This is a genomic window from Sutterella sp. (assembly GCF_030539355.1).
Taxonomy (GTDB): domain Bacteria; phylum Pseudomonadota; class Gammaproteobacteria; order Burkholderiales; family Burkholderiaceae_F; genus Sutterella.
On sequence record NZ_JAUNSF010000056.1, the window covers coordinates 1 to 19,009 of the forward strand.

Below are 19,009 nucleotides of genomic sequence, written 5' to 3' on the forward strand. Positions count from 1 at the left end.
ATTTATATAAAATTTGCATAAAAAAAACCGGGACCCCGTGTCGGAGGGAGTCCCGGTCTTGTCCGTAGTCAGTGGCGGATCAGTCCTTGCCGTCGGATTCGATGAAGCTCTTCAGCTTGTCAGCGCGGCTCGGGTGGCGGAGCTTGCGCAGGGCCTTGGTCTCGATCTGGCGGATGCGCTCGCGGGTCACGTCGAACTGCTTGCCGACCTCCTCGAGGGTGTGGTCGGACTGCATCTCGATGCCGAAGCGCATGCGGAGCACCTTCGCCTCGCGGGGCGAGAGGCTGTCGAGCACCTGGCGGACGGTCTCGGAGAGCGACGTGTTCTGCAGAGCCTCCGCGGGCGCGACAGTCTGCGTGTCCTCGAGGAAGTCGCCGAGATGCGAGTCGTCGTCGTCACCGATCGGCGTCTCCATGGAGATCGGCTCCTTGGCGATCTTCATGATCTTGAGGATCTTGTCCTCGGGCATCTCCATCAGCTCGGCAAGCCTGCGGCTGTCAGGCTCGACACCCGTCTCCTGGAGCTCCTGGCGCGTGATGCGGTTCATGCGGTTGATCGTCTCGATCATGTGCACCGGGATGCGGATCGTGCGGGCCTGGTCGGCGATGCTGCGCGTGATGGCCTGGCGGATCCACCAGGTCGCGTAGGTCGAGAACTTGTAGCCGCGGCGGTACTCGAACTTGTCGACGGCCTTCATGAGGCCGACGTTGCCTTCCTGGATGAGGTCAAGGAACTGCAGGCCGCGGTTCGTGTACTTCTTCGCGATGGAAATGACGAGACGCAGGTTCGCCTCGGTCATCTCGCGCTTGGCGTTCCTCGCCTTCGCCTCGCCCGTGGCCATCTGCTTGAAGGTGTCGAGGAGCTCGCCGATCGTCATGTGACCGGAGCGCTCGAGCTCGGCCAAGTGCCTCTGCTCCTCCTCGACGGTCGCGCGCATGTGCAGGATCGCCGGGCCCTTCGCCGGGAAGGCAGCCGCGACCTCGTCGACCCACCCGAGGCGGGTCGCGTTCGGGATGAAGTTCGCGAGGAACCACTCGCGGTTGATGCCGGCCTTGCGGACGTACTCGTCGTAGACCACGCGCTCGGCGCGGCGCACGTCATTGATCGTGCCGCGCAGCGACTCGCAGAGCTTGTCCGCAGTCTTCGCGGTGAAGCGGATGCTCATGAGCTCCTTCTGGATCGCGTCGCGCAGACCCTCGAGCTCGGCCGCCTTCGGGCCCTTCTCGTCGAAGGCCGTGACGAGCGTGCGGAAGTGCGCCTCGACGCGATCGAAGACCTCGAGGCTCTTTTCCTTGAGTTCCTCGAGCTGGCCCACGGTCATGGCGGAGGCGCCCATGTCGGTCTCGTCCTCCTGGCTGCCGATCACGTTGCCCTGATCGTCCTGGGTGACGATGCCGTCGACGACCTCGTCGATGTCCTTCTTGCCCGTGCGGATCTCGTCGGCGTTCTCGAGGATCTCCTTCACGGTGATCGGGCAGCGCGCGATGGCGAGCACCATGTGCTTGAGCCCGTCCTCGATGCGCTTGCTGATCTCGATCTCGCCCTGGCGGGAGAGGAGCTCCACGGAGCCCATCTCGCGCATGTAGATGCGCACCGGATCGGTCGTGCGGCCGAACTCGCTCTCGACGGTCGAGAGCGCGGCCTCGGCCTCGGCCTCGGCGTCCTCGTCGCTCACCGCCTCGCCGGTGCCCTGCATGAGAAGCTGCTCCTCGTCGGGCGCGACCTCGTGGACGGCGATGTTGAGGTTGCCGAGAATGCTGACGATCTGCTCGATCGCGTCCTCGTCGAGGAGCGTGTTCGGGATGTTGTCGTTGATCTCGCTGTAGGTGACGTAGCCGCGCTCCTTGCCGAGCGTGATGAGCTTGAGGAGCCTCGAGCGGCGGTCCTCCTTCGACTCCTCCTCGGAGCCGTAGCCGTGCTTCATCGCCTCGAGGAGCGCCTTGTCACGCGCGGCGCGCGACTTGCGGGTGCGGCGGGGCTTCTTCGGGGCGGCCTCGGCGCCGGCGGCCGCGGCGGGCTCGGCGCCCTCCTCGGCTTCCTCGGTCTCCTCGGCCTCATCGGAGGCCTCGCCCTCCTCGTCCATGTCGGCGAGCTCGGGGATGTCGGCGTAGTCATCGACGCCGTCACCGTCGTCATCATCGATCACGTCGACGATGCCGTCCTCGTCGTCGAACCCTTCCTCGTCATCGGACTTCTTCTTGGGCTTGCGGCCGGGCCTGCCCTTCGGCTTCCCGTCCTTCGCCGCGGCCTTCTTCGCGCGGGGCTTTCTCGGCTTCGCGGCCTTCTCCGCCTTCCCGTCCTCGGCGGGTTCATCAGCGGGAGCGGCCTCGGCCGTCTGAGCCTCGGCGGCGGCCTCTTCAGTCTTCACGGTTTTCTTCGCGGCGGCCTTGCGGGTGCGCTTCGCGGGAGCGGGCTTCGCCGTCTCGCCGGCGGGCGCGGCATCAGCCGCGGCGGGCTCGGTGACGGAGGGCTCTGCGGTTTCAGCGGCCTTTTCGGCGACCTTTGCGGCGGTTCTGCGGGTGCGCTTCGGCTTCGCGGGAGCCTCGGCCTTCCCGTCCGCCTCGGCGGCGGGTTCGGCGGAAACAGTCTCAGGGGACTCGGCCTTCGCGGCGCGCTTTCTCGGCGCGCACTTGCGGCGGGCGGGCTTTGCGGGCGAGGGCTCGGCCTCGGTCGCGGGAGCCTCACCAGCCTCAGGCGAGGCCTGGGCCTCGGCGGGCTGAGCGGTTTCGGCAGGCGCCGCGGGCTCGGGCGCCGGAGCGGCCTCCGTCTCCACGGCGGCGGCCTTCTTCGAGGACTTTCTCAGACGCGGCGTCGGGCGCGGCGCTTCATCGGCCGCGGCAGTGCGGGCCTTCTTCTTGGAGGCGCGCTTGCCCGCCGCAGGCTTCTCGTCCTCGACGGATTCGATCGAGAGCGTGAGACCGGAGGTCTCGAGCGTCGGAGCCGCCTTCTCCTTCTTCTTGGAGCGCTTCTTCGACCCCGTCTCTATCGTCACCTCCGTGGTCACGGTTTCTTTCTTCGACTTTTTTGCCACCGCCATCGTGTGCTTTCTCCAGCGAACCCACCGCAAAAAGGAAGTAACCGCGGGCGCGCCCCTGCGCCTCTGGCTGCGATAGGTCTTGGGGGGACGGAATGCACCTCTCAGGGCAGTCCGTCCGCTCCGGAACAAGGAATCTCTCCTCAGGGACCCTGCGCCTCGGAAAGGGCTTCCCCCGCCTCCCCTCTCAAAGGGAAATAGAGAGCCTTCCCAGAAGCGATTCACCCATTCCGCTGCGGACTTTCGGGAGCCCCCTCTCTGCTTCGAAGGGGAAGTGCCCGAACCGGGCGCCTCCCCCTGCGGGGGGCTTCAGACTCTTGACATTTTCCGTCCATGCGGTAAATCGGCGGATCAGCTCAAATTCTGCCACATGAGACCGAATTTCACCCGTGGGGAAAATTCAGCCGATTCCTAGCAGTTACTGCGTTTTCGGGCCTCGGATGACGCATCCGGACAGGGCCTTCCGGGGCCCTTCCGAAGGGTCCTGCGGTGTGTCCCGAAATACCGGCGCGGACGCCCCGGCCCAGGATTCCGGGATGCCCCGCCCCCGCTCCTTCGCGTCCCCCGGAGGACACGGGCGATCCCCTCCGCCCTGCCGAATCCGGCGGATTGCCGCGCTTCCCCGCGTTCCCGGGCGGCGGCCGCCGGCTCCCGGTGAACACCCCTCGGCGACGCCTCCCGAGGCACCGTTCCTCCCGTCCCCGGGACCGTCCCTGCTCAAAAATGAGGCAGCGCAACCGCCCCCGAGGACGTGCAGAGGATCAGCAAATTTTTCCCGAGATTTTTAGGAAAAATTGCACGTACTTTTTTGTAACCAATTGAAAAAGTCGGCCGCAAAAAACAGAAAAATCAGGGTTTTCCCTAATAGATCAGCGGCGCCTGCGTCCGATATCGGGGTCCGCGTCCGGAATCGCGTCCGCTTCGTTTCCGGCGGCGAACTCGGCCTCCGCGGCGAGACCCGCGAAGCCCGCGTCGTCCATGCCGTCGTCGAAGCCCTCGGGCATGTCGGGCACGTACTCCTCGTCGCTGGGGGCGAAGCCGTCGTCGACGTCCGGGTTCCCCGCGGGGATGTCCGCGGGGGCGGGGGCAACGGGCGCGATGCCGGCACGCCTGCGCGCATCGGCCTCGAGCGCCGCGAAGCGTGCGTCGCGGTCGTCACGCGCCGTGCGTGCGACGACGGGTCCGGGAGCGGGTTCCTGAGCGGGCCCGGCAGGCGCCTTCCGGGCGGGCTGGGGCGCGAAGGGATCGTCCGCGGGAGCCGGGGCACTGCCGAAGGGCGAGGCGGGAGCCGCACCGAAGGGCGAGGCCGCCGGGGCGGCGGGCGCGGCCCCGAAGGCTGCGGCCGCGTTCTTTGCGAGCACTGTCTCGCGGGCTTCCCGGAGCGCATCGGCATTGCCGGAATCCTGCGACTTCTGCGCGCCGGCCTCCGCGGCCTCCATGGCCGCCCGGCCGAAGAGATGCTCCTGGAGCGCCCTCACCTTGGGGTTCGAGGAGAAGTTCATGTCGGCATGGCCGGCCTCGGTCTTCGCGAAGGCGCTGGCGCGCGAGGCGTCGGCGCTCTCGCGGTGACAGCTGCGCTCGTCCTCGGCGTTCTGTTCTATCGAGTGCTCGAGCACTTTCACGCGCTCCCAGAGCGCCCGCCGCTCCTCCATGTCGGGTTTCGAATCGCCGAGCATGGCAATGCGCGCCTTCGTGCGCTCGAGCTCGAAACGGAGGAAATCGCGCGTGAGTTCGATCCGGGCCGCCTTCTCGGAGGTCTCGAGCGTGAGCTCGCCCGAGAGCAGATCCATGTAGCGCCCGATGTCGGGCGAGTCCGAGAGCCGTGCGAGGAGCGTCGCGGGATTGGCGACCGTGCCGTCCTCGTCCGCGCTCGCGCGCCAGACCTCGACGATGCGGGAGGCCGCGGGGCTGCGGGACGTGACGAACTCATCCTCGATCTGGGAGGAGAACTCGGAGAGGAACTTCGGATAGGCGAGAAAGCACTGCAGCATCCTGTCGCGCACGTCCTGCACCTGGACGCGGGGCTCGGGCGAGGGGCGGCGTCGCCAGCCGTCACGGCCCGTGCGGTCACCCCAGTCGCTTCGGTCACCCCAGCCGTCCCTGCGGCCGCCGCGGCCGTAGGTGAGCCCCGTCGGGCGCGAGGGCGCAGGCACCGCGGCCGGTTCCGGCGCAATGCCCCACTCGCGCTGCAGATCCTCGAGCTGCAGACGGGCGAGCGAGGCCACCTCGCGCATGAGGGAGAGTCTCAGGACAGGGGCGTTCTTCATCGAAAGGATGAGGGGCTTCGCCTCCGCGGCGAGCTTAGCGCGCGACTCGGCGTAGATGAGCTCCTTCCCCTCAACCAATAGGCTCTTCAGGAAAACCGTGAGCGGCAGCGCCTTCTCGATCTCGCGCTCGTAGGCCTCCGGACCCTCGGCCTTGATGAGGCTGTCCGGGTCGTGCTCGGGCGGCAGCAGCACGAAGTGCGCCGCCTGGGTGTCGGCGATCACGGGGAGCGCGGCCTCGAGCGCCCTGCGGGCGGCCTTGCGGCCCGCGGAGTCGCCGTCAAACGAGAAGTACACGGCGTCGGAGAGCTTGAAGAGCTTCTTGACGTGCTCCGGGGTGATGGAGGTGCCGAGCGCCGCCACCGACTCGCGGAAACCGGCCTGCGAGAGCTGGATCACGTCCATGTAGCCCTCGCAGACGATCGCGCGCCCCTTCTCGATGATGGCTGTCCTGCCCTCGTAGAGACCGTAGAGCTCGCTGCCCTTGTGGTAGATCGGCGTCTCGGGGGAGTTCAGGTACTTCGGCTGCTCGTCGCCCTTCATCGTGCGGGCGCCGAAGCCGATCACCGTGCCCTTCGCCGACCGGATAGGGAACATGATGCGGTCGCGGAACGCGTCGTAGCGGCGGCCGTTCTTCTCGAGCACGAGACCCGTCTCGGTGAGTTCCTTCGCGTTGTACTTCTCGCCCGGGAACACCGCCTGCAGACCGTGCCAGCCGTCGGGCGAGTAGCCGAGGCCGAAGCGGGCCGCCGTCTCGCCGGTGAGCTCGCGGGCCTTGAGATAGTCAATGGCTCGAGTGGAGTCCTTCAGGCACTGCGTGTAGTAGTCCGCCGCCTCCTTCATGAAGTCGGAGAGCGTCTTCGCGCGTGCGCGCGCTTCGCGACGCGCGGGCGAGCGGTCCTCGGGAACCTCGAGGCCGTACATGCCGGCGAGCCTTCGTACCGCCTCGGGGAAGTCGAGGCGCTCCATCTCCATCAGGAACCCGATGGCGTTGCCGGCCTTGCCGCAGCCGAAGCACTTGTAGATCTGCTTCGAGGGGCTCACCGAGAACGACGGCGTCTTCTCCTTGTGGAAGGGGCAGCAGGCCATGAAGTTCCGGCCGCCCTTCTTGAGGGTCACATAGCGGCCGACCACGTCGACGATGTCGGCGCGGTCAAGCAGACTGGAGATGAAGCCCTCGGGAATCATGGGTGCGGGAAGAGAAGCCATCCGGACCGGCGTCCGGAGAGATGCGTGGAGGTTGATGCGCACCCGGGCGGGGCGCATGAAGGTGAAACTTGAGATTGTATAAAGGAAGGCCCTCCAGGCCCATGATCGATCTCAAGTCCCTGAGGCATCTCCTCTCAGGGGGCGTCGCCGTCGAGTCTCTCCAGGCTGAGGCAGCGAGGCTCAGAATCGCTGTGGTTTCCAGGCTCAGCGAGCCGAGGTATCGCATCTCGCCCTCTCGTGGGTCAGGGCTCAGAATCGCCGGGGCTTCCCAACTCAATGACCTGTGGCATCCGGTCTCAATCATCCGCCGGGCTGAGTGCCGGAAACAGCGTCCTCGCGGGATTCGGACGCAGAAAAAAGAAAACCTCCGCAAGCCAGCCTGTGGCCACGGAGGTTTCTTCTTTGCCAGACCCGGACTTCAGGAGAAGCCGGATCAGCGACGACATTTCAGGCCGCTGGGATTCCTCCCGGACACTTGAACGTCCGTCAGAGCTTATCTTTCGATCAGGCCGTGAGACGGGCCTTCACGAGGGCGGAGACCTTGCCGAGATCGGCGCGGCCCGTGACGCGCGCCTTGACGGCACCCATCACCTTGCCCATGCCGGCCATGCCGGAGGCACCCGTCTGGGCGATGACCTCGTCGATGATGGCGGCGATCTCGTCGTCGCTCAACTGCTTCGGGAGATAACCCGAGAGCACATCAATTTCGGCCTGCTCCTTCTGGGCGAGGTCCTCACGGCCGCCTGCGCGGTACTGTTCGACGGAATCGCGGCGCTGCTTGACCATCTTCGTGATGGTCTCCATCACGACGGCGTCAGTCGCCTCGATCCTTTCATCGATCTCCCGCTGCTTCACCGCAGCGAGAAGGAGACGAATCGTGCTCAGACGGGCGGCGTCATGCTCGCGCATCGCAGCCTTCATATCCTCGCGGATTCTGTCCTTAATCATCACCATCCTTCGGTCGATGTCCGCTCATCACTTTATGGAAGGGGGACATCTGAAAGTTGTTTCGCGTGTGCTTCTCCCCGTCCATGAAGGACGGGCGCACCCGCAAAGGGTTTCTGAGAGTCGCTCGGGGAAGAAGAATTAGTAGAGCTTCTTCGGGAGCATCATGCTGCGGAGGCGCTTGTAGTGGCGCTTGACCGCGGCGGCCTTCTTGCGCTTACGCTCAGCGGTGGGCTTCTCATAGAATTCGCGCGCACGGAGCTCGGTCAGAAGGCCGGACTTCTCGATGGTGCGCTTGAAGCGACGCATGGCGACTTCGAAGGGTTCGTTCTCTTTAACGCGGATAGTAGGCATTAGACACCAAATGTGATGACCCGGAAATGTTCACAGGAAACTCAGCCTCGTCTGGTTCCGGGGCAAGATGCGGCTGAGCGGAAAGCGGGCATTTTCTCACAATCCGTGCCGCAACTCAACGCCCGGGACGAATTTTTTTCGCCTTTTTCCACCCTTTCCTGCCCTTTCTCGCCCGACTTCACCCTTTCCCGACCGGCCGTGCCCCTGCGGAGCCGCCCACCCCGCGCGCGGCTCTTCTAAAATGCGCTCCCATCATGCTAGTACTCGGTATCGAATCCTCCTGCGATGAAACCGGCGCCGCCCTCATCTCCGACACGGAGGGGCTGCTCGCCGACGCGCTCCACACCCAGATTGACATGCACCGCGCCTACGGCGGCGTGGTGCCCGAGCTCGCGAGCCGCGACCACATCCGCCGCGTCGTGGCGCTCACCGACGAGGTGCTCGCCCGCGCGGGCAAGACCCGGAAGGACCTCACGGCGATCGCCGTCACCGAGGGCCCGGGCCTCGCGGGGGCGCTTCTCGCCGGCAACTCCGTCGCCCACGCGATGGGGTTCGCGCTCGGCATCCCCGTCGTGGGCGTGCACCACATGGAGGGGCACCTCCTCGCGGCGCGCCTCGCCGACCCCGCGCCCGAGTTCCCGTTCCTCGCGCTCCTCGTCTCGGGCGGTCACACCCAGATCCTCAGGGTCGAGAAGTTCGGCAGCTACGAACTGCTCGGCGAAACCCTCGACGACGCCGCGGGCGAGGCCTTTGACAAGACCGCGCAGCTCCTCGGCCTCCCCTACCCCGGCGGCCCCGCCGTCTCCGCGCTCGCCGAGAAGGGCGTGCCCGGCGCGATCGAGCTCGCCCGCCCGATGATCCACGCGCCCAACCTCTCGATGAGCTTCTCGGGCCTCAAGACCTCGGTGCTCACGGCGGTGCGCTCCGCCCCGGATCCGCAGGACGAGACCTTCCGCGCGAACCTTGCGCGCGGGTTCGTCGACGCCCTCGTGGATGTGCTCGCCGCGAAGCTCGTGCGTGCGATCAAGATGACGCGCCTCAATCACGTGGTGGTGGCGGGCGGCGTCTCCGCCAACCGCCAGCTTAGAGAGCGTCTCACGCTCGAGGTGAAGCGCCGCAGAGGCGAGATCTATTTCCCGCCGATGCGCCTCTGCACCGACAACGGCGCGATGATCGCCTGCGCGGGCATCGCCAGGCTCGAGTCGATGAGCGACGAGGAGAGGAATGCACTGCTCGACAAGCTTGCCTTCGGCGTGCGACCCCGCTGGCCGCTCGAGATGCTGCCGGCGGCGTCGCTCCCCGGAAATCTCACGGTCTGAGCCGGCGCCCAGCTCTGAACAAATGAAAGCCCGCCCTGGAACGAACTCCTCGGGCGGGCTTCTTTCTGCCCGCTGCCAGACCGGCAGAAACAGCAAAGCCCGGCAGGATGAACCTGAACCGGGCTTCTCGCTTCCGGCGCCGATCCCTTCGGGATCAGAGCGGGACGGACTTGAGCTCAGAATTACTTGAGCTTCGTCTCCTTGTAGACCACGTGCTTGCGGGCAACCGGGTCGTACTTGGAGATTTCCATCTTGCCGGACATCGTCTTCTTGTTCTTGGTCGTGGTGTAGAAATGACCCGTGCCAGCGGAAGAGACGAGCTTGATCTTATCGCGTGCGCTTTTCGCCATGGTGAAACTCCTCTATGTTGAGATTAGATTTCGCCGCGGGCGCGAAGATCCGCGAGAACGGCATCAATGCCAACCTTATCGACCGTGCGCAGGCCCGCGTTCGTCAGACGAAGACGGACCCAGCGGTTCTCGCTCTCAACCCAGAAACGGCGGTACTGCAGATTGGGCATGAAGCGACGCTTGGTCTTGTTATTCGCGTGCGAGACCTGATGGCCGACCATCGGCGCCTTACCGGTGACTTGACACACTCGTGCCATCTTAAACTCCAGAAATAAAAAACGTCTCGCAGGCCTCATCGCCCCTCGATCGAGGCGGAGCACCGGACGAGCGCTGAAAAGTTGATGATTCTAAGTCAGTCTCCGGGATCGACGCCACCGCTCCCGGGCACCCATTGCCCTTGACGGACCGGCTTGGCTCCCCACAGTGTCAGTACAGGGCTCCCGGCGGCGCGGAGAAATTGACAGGGAGCGCATTGTACCCGCTTCGAGAGCGTCCGTGTGTGAAAACGGGCGTTTTTCTTTTATGCTTCTCCGATCGGCCTCTCCAACAAGCCTCTCGAAGAAGGATTCCCCCATGCAGGTTCACCTTGCCCAGCCCCGCGGCTTCTGCGCGGGCGTCACGCGCGCCATCGCCATCGTCGAGCGCGCGCTCGCCATCTACGGCGCCCCGATCTACGTCCGGCACGAGATCGTGCACAACCGCACCGTGGTTGAGGACCTGCGCCGCCGCGGCGCCGTCTTCGTCGACGACCTCGCGGACGTGCCCGAGGGCTCGACGCTCGTCTTCTCCGCGCACGGCGTGCCGAAGGCCGTGGAGCGCGAGGCCGAGGAAAGGAAGCTCAGGGTCTTCGACGCCACCTGCCCGCTCGTCACAAAAGTGCACAAGGAAGTGGGCCGCTGGCGCCGCGAGGGACGCTCGATCATCATGATCGGCCATGCCGGGCACCCGGAGGTCGAGGGCACGATGGGCCAGGTCGAGGACGGCATCCATCTCGTGGAGAAGGCGGCCGACGTGCCGAAGCTCCCCTTCACCGACGCCGACACCATCGCCTACGTCACGCAGACCACGATCAGCGCGGACGACAGCCGCGACGTGATCGAGGCGCTGCGCGCGCGCTACCCGCACATCCAGGAGCCGAAGCGCCAGGACATCTGCTACGCGACGCAGAACCGCCAGGAGGCCGTGAAGACGCTCGCGCTCTCCGGCGTCGACGTGGTCTTCGTGATCGGTTCCTCGACGAGCTCGAACTCGAACCGCCTGCGCGAGGTGGCCGAGCGCCAGGGCGTGCACGCCTACCTCGTCGACTCCGCCGCGCACGTCGATCCGAAGTGGCTCGAGGGCGTCAGTGCCATCGGCATCACCGCCGGCGCCTCGGCGCCCGAGTCCCTCGTGCAGGGCATTGTGGAATGGCTCAGGGAGAACTTCGGGCCCATTGAAGTCAAGACCCTGCCGGGCGAGGAGGAGAACGTCGCCTTCCCGCTTCCGAAGGGCCTCTGGGAGAGCGACCTGCAGGCGGCCCGCGCCGCGACCGGGGGACTTGCCCGCGAGCTCGCCGGCCTCAGCGTCCGCCCGGCCGACGGTGATCAGAAGGCGTGACGGACACCCCGGGCGGGTCGGTGTAGGATTCGCCCCACGAACACTTCAGGGTTTACCCTGAGACGTACCTGACCGTTCCCGGTCAGGCCTGAACTGAATACGGAGAGATCGAGTTGTCGAAATCCCAGCACCAGAGTCTCACGCCCGCGACGCAGTGGCTGCGCGAGCACAAGATTCCCTTCGAGGAAAAGTCCTACGAGTACGTCGAGCACGGCGGCACGGCGCTGGCTGCCTCGGCCTGCGGCCTTGACCATCACCACGTCATCAAGACGCTCGTGATGGAGGACGAGAACGCCAAGCCCCTCATCATCCTGATGCACGGCGACTGCGAGGTGTCGACGAAGAACCTCGCGCGCCAGATCGGCGCGAAGCACGTCAACCCCTGCAAGCCCGAGCAGGCGCAGAGGAACTCGGGCTACTTCGTGGGCGGCACGAGCCCCTTCGGCACGAGGAAGCGCATGCCCGTCTACGTCGAGGCGTCGATCCTCGAGCTCGACCGGATCTTCATCAACGGCGGCCGCCGCGGCTACCAGGTCGGCATCGACCCGAAGGTGCTGCGCGATGTGCTGGGCGCCAAGCCCGTGAACTGCGCCATCCCCGGCTGACCGGCTTCCGGTCCCCGGAAATGAGAAAGGCGGCCTGATCCCGATCGCCGGGAGGCCGCCTTTGTTGTCTGAAGGGCTCCGGCGAACCGGAGCCCTGTGACTCTGGGGGTTACTCGTCGCGCTGCAGCACCGCCGAGAAGAAGCCGTCGGTGTTGTTGACGTGCGGGAGGAGCTGCATGTAGCCGCCGAAGCGTTCGAGCTGGCCCTCGCCGAAGGTGATGCCCTGCTGCGCGAAGACCTCGGCGACGGGGACGAGCTTCCAGCCGGGGTTCTCGGCGAGGAAGGCCTCGACGACGTCCTGGTTTTCGCGCTTCAGGAGCGAGCAGGTCGCGTAGACGAGTCTGCCGCCCTTCTTCACGAGCTTCGCGGCACTGGCGAGCACGCTCTTCTGGATCTCGTTGATGCGATTGAGCTCCTCGGGCGAGAGACGCCACTTGAGGTCCGGGTTGCGGCGCAGCGTTCCCGTGCCCGTGCAGGGGGCGTCGACGAGCACGCGGTCGAACTTGCCGTTGAGCCTCCTCACGCGCGGATCCTGCTCGGAGCGGATCGCGATCGGGTGGACGTTCGTGAGTCCGGCGCGTCGCATGCGGGGCGCAAGGCCCGCGAGGCGCTTCTCGTTCACGTCGAAGGCGTAGAGGCTGCCCGTGGAGCGCATCAGCGCGCCGATCGCGAGGGTCTTTCCGCCCGCGCCCGCGCAGAAGTCGCAGATCATCTCGCGGCGGCGCGGCGTCAGGAGACGGGCGATGAGCTGGCTGCCCTCGTCCTGCACGTCAACGAGGCCGTCCTGGTAGATGGGCCAGCGGGTGAGACCGGGCTTCGTGGGGAGACGCACGCCGTCGGGCGAGAGCGGGGTCGGGTGAGCCTCGACGCCGTTCTTCGCGAGCTCTGCGAGGACCTCCTCGCGGGTGGTCTTGAGCAGATTCACGCGGAGGTCCAGGGGCGCGCCCTCGACCATCGCCTGATAGAGATCTTTCGAATCCGGGTACTGCGCCTCGATCAGGTCGAACATCCACTGCGGGAGCTCCGCGGCGACGTGCGCCGGGGCCTTGGAGGCATCAAAGGCGAGGACGTTCTTCAAGGGACCTTCCTCGGAGCCGATCGCGGAGGGCGGCAGCGCATCGATGCCGTGCTGGCGGGCGAGGACGGCGAGCGCGGCGAGCTTCGGCGCGCGGTCCGGATGCACGGGGCGCATCGCGGCACGCAGGGTCCCGTAGCGGCGCAGCGCATCGTAGATGCCCTCGGCGATCAAGCCGCGGTCGCGCATGCCGAGCTGCGGGTTGCTCTTGAAGAAGAGCTTCATCAACACATCGGCCGGGCCGTCGAAGCGCAGGATCACCTTGAGGGCGCGGGCGAGCTCGTCGACGATCAGCGTCGTGATGCGGACCTTGCCCGGGGTCTTCGGCGCCATGCGGTGCTCGGGCGTCTTCGGGCCCGAGTGACGGACGTTGCCCTCGGCCGCGCGCTCCGCGCGGCGGCGCTTGTCAGCGGCGATCTGGCGCTCGGTGCGCTTCTTGCCCTCGGCGGGGCGCTCCGTGCGGCGGGGCTTCTGCATTTCGAAGGCGCGGCGCTTCTTCGGGTGGTTCTCAGCAGGCATGACAGGATGCTCTTTCTAAAAAAAGGAGGTAATCAATCGGCGAAGAAGACCGCGAGCTCGCGCGCGGTGGCGTCGTCCATGACGGCGCGGCCGTCCACGAGCTTCACGCGGCCCTCGGCCACGGCGCGCACGCACTTCGGATAGACGCGGTGCTCATAGGGGAGCAGGCGCGCGGCGAGCGAGTCCGGCGTGTCGGTGGTCATCACGGGAACGACCGACTGGCCGATGATCGCGCCGCCGTCGAGGACGGCCGAGACGAAGTGCACGGTCGAGCCGTGGACGCGGCAGCCCGCCTCGATGCAGCGGCGGTGCGTGTCGAGGCCGGGGAAGAGCGGCAGCAGCGCCGGGTGGATGTTGAGGATCTTGCCTTCCCAGCGGTTGACGAAGGAGGGCGTGAGGATGCGCATGAAGCCCGCGAGCACGATGACGGCCGGGTCGTACGGGTCGATCAGGCGCGCGAGCTCCGCCTCGAACGCTTCGCGGGTGGCGTAGGCCTTGTGGTCGACCGCGTAGGCGTCGAGCCCCGCGGCGCGGGCCGTGGCGAGACCCTTGGCCTCGGGACGGTTCGAGAAGACGGCGGCGATGCGCAGACCGGCGGCCTCCCAGTTCTCCTCGCGCGCGGTGCGCAGGATGGCCTCGAAGTTGCTCCCGCGGCCGGAGAGCAGAATGACGATGTTCTTCATGGGAAATCTTGTGAGGAGTGATGGCGGCGGGAGGCCGTCCGGACAGGAGAAAAGGTGCGTATTGTAGGGAGCGGACGGGCGGCATGGGCAAAATTGCCTAGTGCGCTTCTCAGAGGTCGAACGGACCCGCAGGAAAGGCGCGTCCCCCGCGCAGAGCTTAGTATTATAAAATTTCGAGCTCGAATCATCCCGATCACTTACGAGTCGTCCTTCAAGTAGCAATGCACGTTTTCCGCGGTTTACCTTCTCCTCGCCTGCGCGTTCCGAGCGCGATCGCCATCGGCAATTTCGACGGCGTCCACACCGGTCACCAGGCACTGCTCGCCGGCCTTGTCGAGGCCGCGCGCAGCCGCGGACTCGTGCCGAGCGTCCTCACGTTCGAGCCGCATCCGCGCGAGTACTTCCCGCACCTCGATCCGGTTCCGCGGATCTCGACGCTTGCCGACAAGGTGAAGCACCTGCTTGAGTGCGGCGTCGAGCGCATCTACATGCTGCCCTTCAACGGCCGCATCGCCAACGAAGGCGCCGAGGCGTTCGTGCGCCGCGTGCTCGTCGAGGGCCTCGACTGCCGCTGGGTGACCGTGGGCGAGGACTTCCGCTTCGGCTCGGGGAGGTCGGCTTCCGCGCACGACCTCGCGCGCTTCGGCGAAACGTGGCGCTACGAGACCTGGATCTCGCCCCTTCTCTTCCACGGCGAAAAGAAGGTGAGCTCGACACGCGTGCGCCAGGCGCTCGAGGCGGGCGACTTCTACGAGGCGTCCCTCATGCTCGGGCGCCCCTACACGATGACGGGCCGCGTGATCCACGGCGCGGAGCTCGGCCGCACGCTCGGCTACCCGACGCTCAACCTCTCGCCCATCCCCCCGGGAAGCCGTGCGCGTCCCGCGCTCGCCGGCGTCTTCGCCGTCAAGGTCGAGGGGCTTTCCTCCGCGCCGCTTTCCGGCGTTGCTTCGCTGGGGCTCCGCCCCACGGTCTCGAGCGCCCGCCGGTGGCTCCTCGAGACGCATGTCTTTGACTGGAAGGGCGACGCCTACGGGCGCACGGTCACCGTGCGCTTCGTCGAGCGAATACGGATGGAAAAGAAATTCAGCGGTCTGGAGGAACTCCAGGCCGCCATACGCAACGACGCCGTTCGTGCGCGTCAGATCCTGGGACTTCCTCCCGGGACTTTCTGAGGCAGAGACGCGGACGGGGAAGAATCCGGCCGCCGAAAAGCGCCCCTCACATCTCATCCTTCCGGGGAATTGATGCACGAGGGGCGAAGAGACAAAAATTATTGATTCTCACTCGACGCGCTCGCATGGATTCCCCTCGAGCGCGTCTGTCGCTAGAGAAGAAGCACGAAAAAACCTTGTATCAACCCGGACGGGATGCCCGGGGTCCGGTGCCCGGAATGCCCGGACTCATTCGCGCCCGTCCACCTGAAGAGCCCGAGGGGGCCAGGAGCCTGGAAAAAGATGGCAAAGCCTGACAACGCGTCCAAGGACGCCAGCAAGAAGTACCCGCTCAACCTTCCCGACACGCCGTTCCCGATGCGCGGCAACCTCCCGAAGCGCGAACCCGGCTGGGTGCGCGACTGGGAGGAGAAGAAGATCTTCCAGCGCATCGTCGATGCGCGCCGCGACGCGAAGAAGTTCATCCTTCACGACGGCCCGCCCTATGCGAACGGCCAGATCCATCTCGGCCACGCGGTCAACAAGATCATCAAGGACATGATCAACAAGGAGAAGACCCTCGAGGGGTTCTGCGCTCCGTACGTGCCGGGCTGGGACTGCCACGGCATGCCGATCGAGGTCCAGATCGAGAAGCTCCACGGGAAGAACCTGCCGGTCGACAAGATGCAGTCGCTTGCCCGCGCCTACGCGATGGAACAGTCCGAGCTCCAGCTCGCCGACTTCAAGCGCCTCGGCGTCCTCGGCTTCTGGGAGAACCCGTACCGCACGATGCGCTTCGAGACCGAGGCGGCCGAGATCGTGGCCCTGAAGAAGATCATGGAGAAGGGCTACGTCTACCGCGGCTTGAAGCCCGTCAACTGGTGCTTCGACTGCCAGAGCGCGCTCGCCGAGGCCGAGGTCGAGTACAAGGACAAGGACTCCCCCATGCTCGACGTGGCCTTTGCCCTCGCCGACGAGGACAAGGCGCGCGTCGAGGAGATCTTCGGGGTGAAGCTCGAAAAGCCCTGCTCGATCGTGATCTGGACCACGACCCCGTGGACCATCCCCGCCAACCAGGCGCTCAACATGCACCCCGAGCTCGACTACGCGCTCGTCGACTGCGGTGACCGCTACCTCATCCTCGCCCAAAAGCTTGCCGAGGACTGCTGCAAGCGCTACGGCTTCCCCTGCACGGTCGTCGCGACCGCGAAGGGCGCGAAGTTCGAGCTCGTCCGCTTCAAGCACCCGCTCTACGACATGCACGAGGGCTACCGCCGCACGGCGCCGGTGTACCTCGCCGACTACGTCGACGCCACCGCCGGCACGGGCATCGTGCACTCGGCCCCGGCCTACGGCGTGGATGACTTCGTCTCCTGCAAGCGCTACGGCATGCCGAACGACGACATCCTCAACCCCGTCCAGGGCGACGGCACGTACGCCGAGTGGCTGCCGTTCTTCGCCGGCCTCAACATCTGGCAGGCGAACCCGAAGATCCTCGACACGCTGCGCGTTGCCGGCTCGCTCCTTTCGTCCGGCCACATGATGCACAGCTACATGCACTGCTGGCGCCACAAGACCCCGCTCATCTACCGCGCCACCGCGCAGTGGTTCGTGCGCATGGACGAGCCCGACGAGGACACGAAGAGCGTGCTCGGTCTCCCCGCGCAGCCGAAGACCCTGCGCCAGGCCGCGCTCGAGGGCGTCAAGGCCACGAAGTTCTTCCCCGAGTGGGGTGTGAACCGCCTCTACGCGATGATCGAGAACCGTCCCGACTGGTGCATCTCGCGCCAGCGCAACTGGGGCGTGCCGCTTCCGTTCTTCATGCACAAGGCCACGGGCGAACTGCACCCCCGCACGCTCGAGCTCATGGACAAGGTCGCCGAGATCGTCGCCAAGGGCGGTATCGAATCGTGGGCGAAGCTCGAGCCCGCCGACCTCCTCGGCGACGAGGCGAAGGACTACGTCAAGTCGACCGACATCCTTGACGTCTGGTTCGACTCGGGCACGACGCACTACACCGTGATGCGCGGCTCGCACAAGGACTGCCTCACGTGGCCAGCCGACCTCTACCTCGAGGGCAGCGACCAGCACCGCGGCTGGTTCCACTCGTCGCTCCTCACCGGCACGATGCTCGACGGCCGTCCGCCCTATGACCAGCTCCTCACGCACGGCTTCTGCGTCGACGAGAAGGGCGAGAAGATGTCGAAGTCGAAGGGCAACATCGTCCGTCCGCAGGAGATCAGCGACAAGTACGGCGCCGAGATCCTCCGCCTCTGGACGGCCTCGACCGACTACTCGGGCGAGCTGCGCCTGGGGCCGACGATTCTCAACCGCGTCGTCGAGTCCTACCGCCGCATCCGCAACACGCTCCGCTTCCTCCTCGCCAACACCTCCGACTTCGATCCGAAGACCGAGGCCGTGCCCGTGGACGAGCTTCTCGAGCTCGACCGCTGGGCGATCGCCTACGCCGAGGACTTCCAGAAGCGTGTGCTCGTCGAATACAAGGACTACCGCTTCCACAATGTGGTGACGCTCCTGCAGACCTTCGCCTCGACCGACCTCGGCAGCTTCTACCTTGATGTGTTGAAGGACCGCCTCTACACGACGGCCCCGAAGAGCCTCGCGCGCCGCTCGGCCCAGACGGCCCTCTACCTCATCACGGCGATGCTGCTGCGCCTGATCGCGCCGATCCTCTCCTTCACGGCCGAGGAGGCGTTCGCGATCTTCTCGCCCAACGAAGCCGAGACGATCTTCGTCGAGAAGTTCGAGCCTCTCCCTGAGGTGAAGGACGCCGAGAAGCTCCTCGCGAAGTGGGCCGCCATCCGCGCTCTGCGCGCCGACGTGCAGAAGGCGATCGAGGACCAGCGCACCGCCGGTGCGATCGGCTCGTCGCTGCAGGCCGTGGGCGAGATCGCCGCTCCGGGCGAGCTCTACGACGCGCTCGCGAGCCTCGGCGACGAACTCCGCTTCGTGATGATCATGTCCGACGTGAAGCTCGTGAAGGCCGATCAGGTCTCGATCACGGTGCGCGCCTCCGACGCGCAGAAGTGCGAGCGCTGCTGGCACTACGTGCCGGGCGTCGGCACGGTCGCCGAGCACCCGACGATCTGCCCGCGCTGCGCCGCGAACCTCTTCGGCGCCGGTGAGAAGCGCCTCTTCGCCTGATGGCTGAGGGGCAGCGCAGACGCTCCGCCGCCTCCCGCCCGGCCGGTTCCACCGGCCGGTCCGCCGGAGGGTCGGGCGCGTCCTCATCACCGAAGCCGTCGAGGCCGTCGGGTCCCACGACGGGGAAGTTCGCGCTCTGGACGTTCCTCGGGTTTCTCGTGTTCGTTCTCGACCAGGTCACCAAGTTCTGGTTCGAGCGGCACCTCGACCCGGGCGACATCCATCCGGTCTTCCCGTGCTTCAACCTCACGCTCGCGCACAACTACGGCGCGGCCTTCTCGTTCCTCGCTGAGATGGGCGGCTGGCAGCGCTGGGTGCTCTCGGCCTTTGCACTCGTCGTTGTCGTCGTGGTGCTGAGGCTCCTCAAGCGCCACAGCGACCGCAAACTCTTCAGCCTCGCGCTCACGCTCATCGCGGCCGGTGCGATCGGCAACCTCGCCGACCGCGTCACCTCGGGCTACGTGATCGACTTCCTCGACTTCTACTGGAGGAACTGGCACTGGCCGGCCTTCAACGTCGCCGACGTCGCGATCTGCACGGGAGCGGCCGGCATCGTGCTCGACGAACTGCTGGGCCTCAGGAAGGACCGCTGAAGCATCTGACGAAGCCGGAGGATCCACGCGATTCACTTTTGTCACCCCGTCCGGGTCGTCCCGGGCGGGGTGATCTCTTTCTGCCTCTTCCTGTCTTTGACAGCTTAAAGTCGAAAAAATTCTTATAGATCAGGTCGTTAAGTG

15 protein-coding genes are annotated in these 19,009 nt (G+C 66.2%); 7 read left to right on the plus strand and 8 right to left on the minus strand.

The window, feature by feature from the left end; translation table 11 throughout:
• Window positions 1–79: 79 nt before the first annotated feature.
• Together rpoD and dnaG are read right to left on the minus strand one after the other, a co-directional pair.
• Window positions 80–3,037: an RNA polymerase sigma factor RpoD gene (gene rpoD / locus Q4F91_RS08655; RefSeq protein WP_303336731.1), complete on the minus strand. Its 2,958-nt coding sequence runs from the start codon at window positions 3,035–3,037 to the stop codon at window positions 80–82.
• A gap of 866 nt (window positions 3,038–3,903) precedes the next feature.
• Window positions 3,904–6,507 carry a DNA primase gene (gene dnaG / locus Q4F91_RS08660; protein WP_303336733.1) on the minus strand — a complete coding sequence of 868 codons (2,604 nt, stop codon included), beginning with the start codon at window positions 6,505–6,507 and terminating at the stop codon, window positions 3,904–3,906.
• 101 nt (window positions 6,508–6,608) lie between these two features.
• Between dnaG and Q4F91_RS08665 the strand changes: the two genes are divergently transcribed.
• Window positions 6,609–6,986: a hypothetical protein gene (locus Q4F91_RS08665; RefSeq protein ID WP_303336734.1), complete on the plus strand. Its 378-nt coding sequence runs from the start codon at window positions 6,609–6,611 to the stop codon at window positions 6,984–6,986.
• A gap of 25 nt (window positions 6,987–7,011) precedes the next feature.
• Here the strand turns inward: Q4F91_RS08665 and Q4F91_RS08670 are convergent, their stop codons facing one another.
• Both Q4F91_RS08670 and rpsU read right to left on the minus strand, forming a co-directional pair.
• Window positions 7,012–7,458, minus strand: a complete 447-nt coding sequence (locus Q4F91_RS08670) for a GatB/YqeY domain-containing protein (RefSeq protein ID WP_303336758.1) — start codon at window positions 7,456–7,458, stop codon at window positions 7,012–7,014.
• 135 nt (window positions 7,459–7,593) lie between these two features.
• Window positions 7,594–7,806 (minus strand): 30S ribosomal protein S21, encoded by a 213-nt coding sequence (gene rpsU / locus Q4F91_RS08675; RefSeq protein WP_139688702.1) that lies wholly within the window; start codon window positions 7,804–7,806, stop codon window positions 7,594–7,596.
• Between the two features lie 254 nt (window positions 7,807–8,060).
• On the opposite strand from rpsU, the gene tsaD reads away from it, so the two are divergent.
• Window positions 8,061–9,125, plus strand: coding sequence for a tRNA (adenosine(37)-N6)-threonylcarbamoyltransferase complex transferase subunit TsaD (tsaD, locus tag Q4F91_RS08680; RefSeq protein WP_303336736.1), 1,065 nt, complete (start codon window positions 8,061–8,063; stop codon window positions 9,123–9,125).
• 182 nt (window positions 9,126–9,307) lie between these two features.
• Here the strand turns inward: tsaD and rpmG are convergent, their stop codons facing one another.
• On the minus strand, window positions 9,308–9,475 hold the full coding sequence (gene rpmG, locus Q4F91_RS08685) for a 50S ribosomal protein L33 (RefSeq protein ID WP_303336738.1): 168 nt from the start codon (window positions 9,473–9,475) through the stop codon (window positions 9,308–9,310).
• Window positions 9,476–9,498: 23 nt separating this feature from the next.
• The gene (gene rpmB / locus Q4F91_RS08690; RefSeq protein ID WP_139688698.1) at window positions 9,499–9,732 is read right to left on the minus strand and encodes a 50S ribosomal protein L28; all 234 of its coding nucleotides are present in this window, start codon (window positions 9,730–9,732) and stop codon (window positions 9,499–9,501) included.
• Between the two features lie 316 nt (window positions 9,733–10,048).
• Here rpmB and ispH point away from each other — a divergent pair, with 316 nt between their 5' ends.
• A complete protein-coding gene (gene ispH / locus Q4F91_RS08695; RefSeq protein ID WP_303336741.1) occupies window positions 10,049–11,071 on the plus strand; it encodes a 4-hydroxy-3-methylbut-2-enyl diphosphate reductase in 1,023 nt (340 codons plus the stop codon).
• 113 nt (window positions 11,072–11,184) lie between these two features.
• Window positions 11,185–11,676 (plus strand): Cys-tRNA(Pro) deacylase, encoded by a 492-nt coding sequence (ybaK, locus tag Q4F91_RS08700; RefSeq protein WP_303336743.1) that lies wholly within the window; start codon window positions 11,185–11,187, stop codon window positions 11,674–11,676.
• Between the two features lie 109 nt (window positions 11,677–11,785).
• Here the strand turns inward: ybaK and Q4F91_RS08705 are convergent, their stop codons facing one another.
• Both Q4F91_RS08705 and purN read right to left on the minus strand, forming a co-directional pair.
• Entirely contained in the window at window positions 11,786–13,270 is a 1,485-nt protein-coding gene (locus Q4F91_RS08705; protein WP_303336746.1) for an RsmB/NOP family class I SAM-dependent RNA methyltransferase, read from the minus strand.
• 32 nt (window positions 13,271–13,302) lie between these two features.
• On the minus strand, window positions 13,303–13,953 hold the full coding sequence (gene purN / locus Q4F91_RS08710) for a phosphoribosylglycinamide formyltransferase (protein WP_303336749.1): 651 nt from the start codon (window positions 13,951–13,953) through the stop codon (window positions 13,303–13,305).
• Between the two features lie 221 nt (window positions 13,954–14,174).
• On the opposite strand from purN, the gene Q4F91_RS08715 reads away from it, so the two are divergent.
• From Q4F91_RS08715 to lspA, 3 genes are all read left to right on the plus strand, one after another.
• Window positions 14,175–15,128, plus strand: coding sequence for a bifunctional riboflavin kinase/FAD synthetase (locus tag Q4F91_RS08715; protein ID WP_303336751.1), 954 nt, complete (start codon window positions 14,175–14,177; stop codon window positions 15,126–15,128).
• A 282-nt stretch (window positions 15,129–15,410) separates the two neighbouring features.
• Window positions 15,411–18,272, plus strand: a complete 2,862-nt coding sequence (gene ileS / locus Q4F91_RS08720; protein WP_303336754.1) for an isoleucine--tRNA ligase — start codon at window positions 15,411–15,413, stop codon at window positions 18,270–18,272.
• Window positions 18,272–18,865 (plus strand): signal peptidase II, encoded by a 594-nt coding sequence (lspA, locus tag Q4F91_RS08725; protein ID WP_303336756.1) that lies wholly within the window; start codon window positions 18,272–18,274, stop codon window positions 18,863–18,865. The genes ileS and lspA overlap by 1 nt, the downstream gene beginning before the upstream one ends.
• Window positions 18,866–19,009 lie beyond the last annotated feature (144 nt).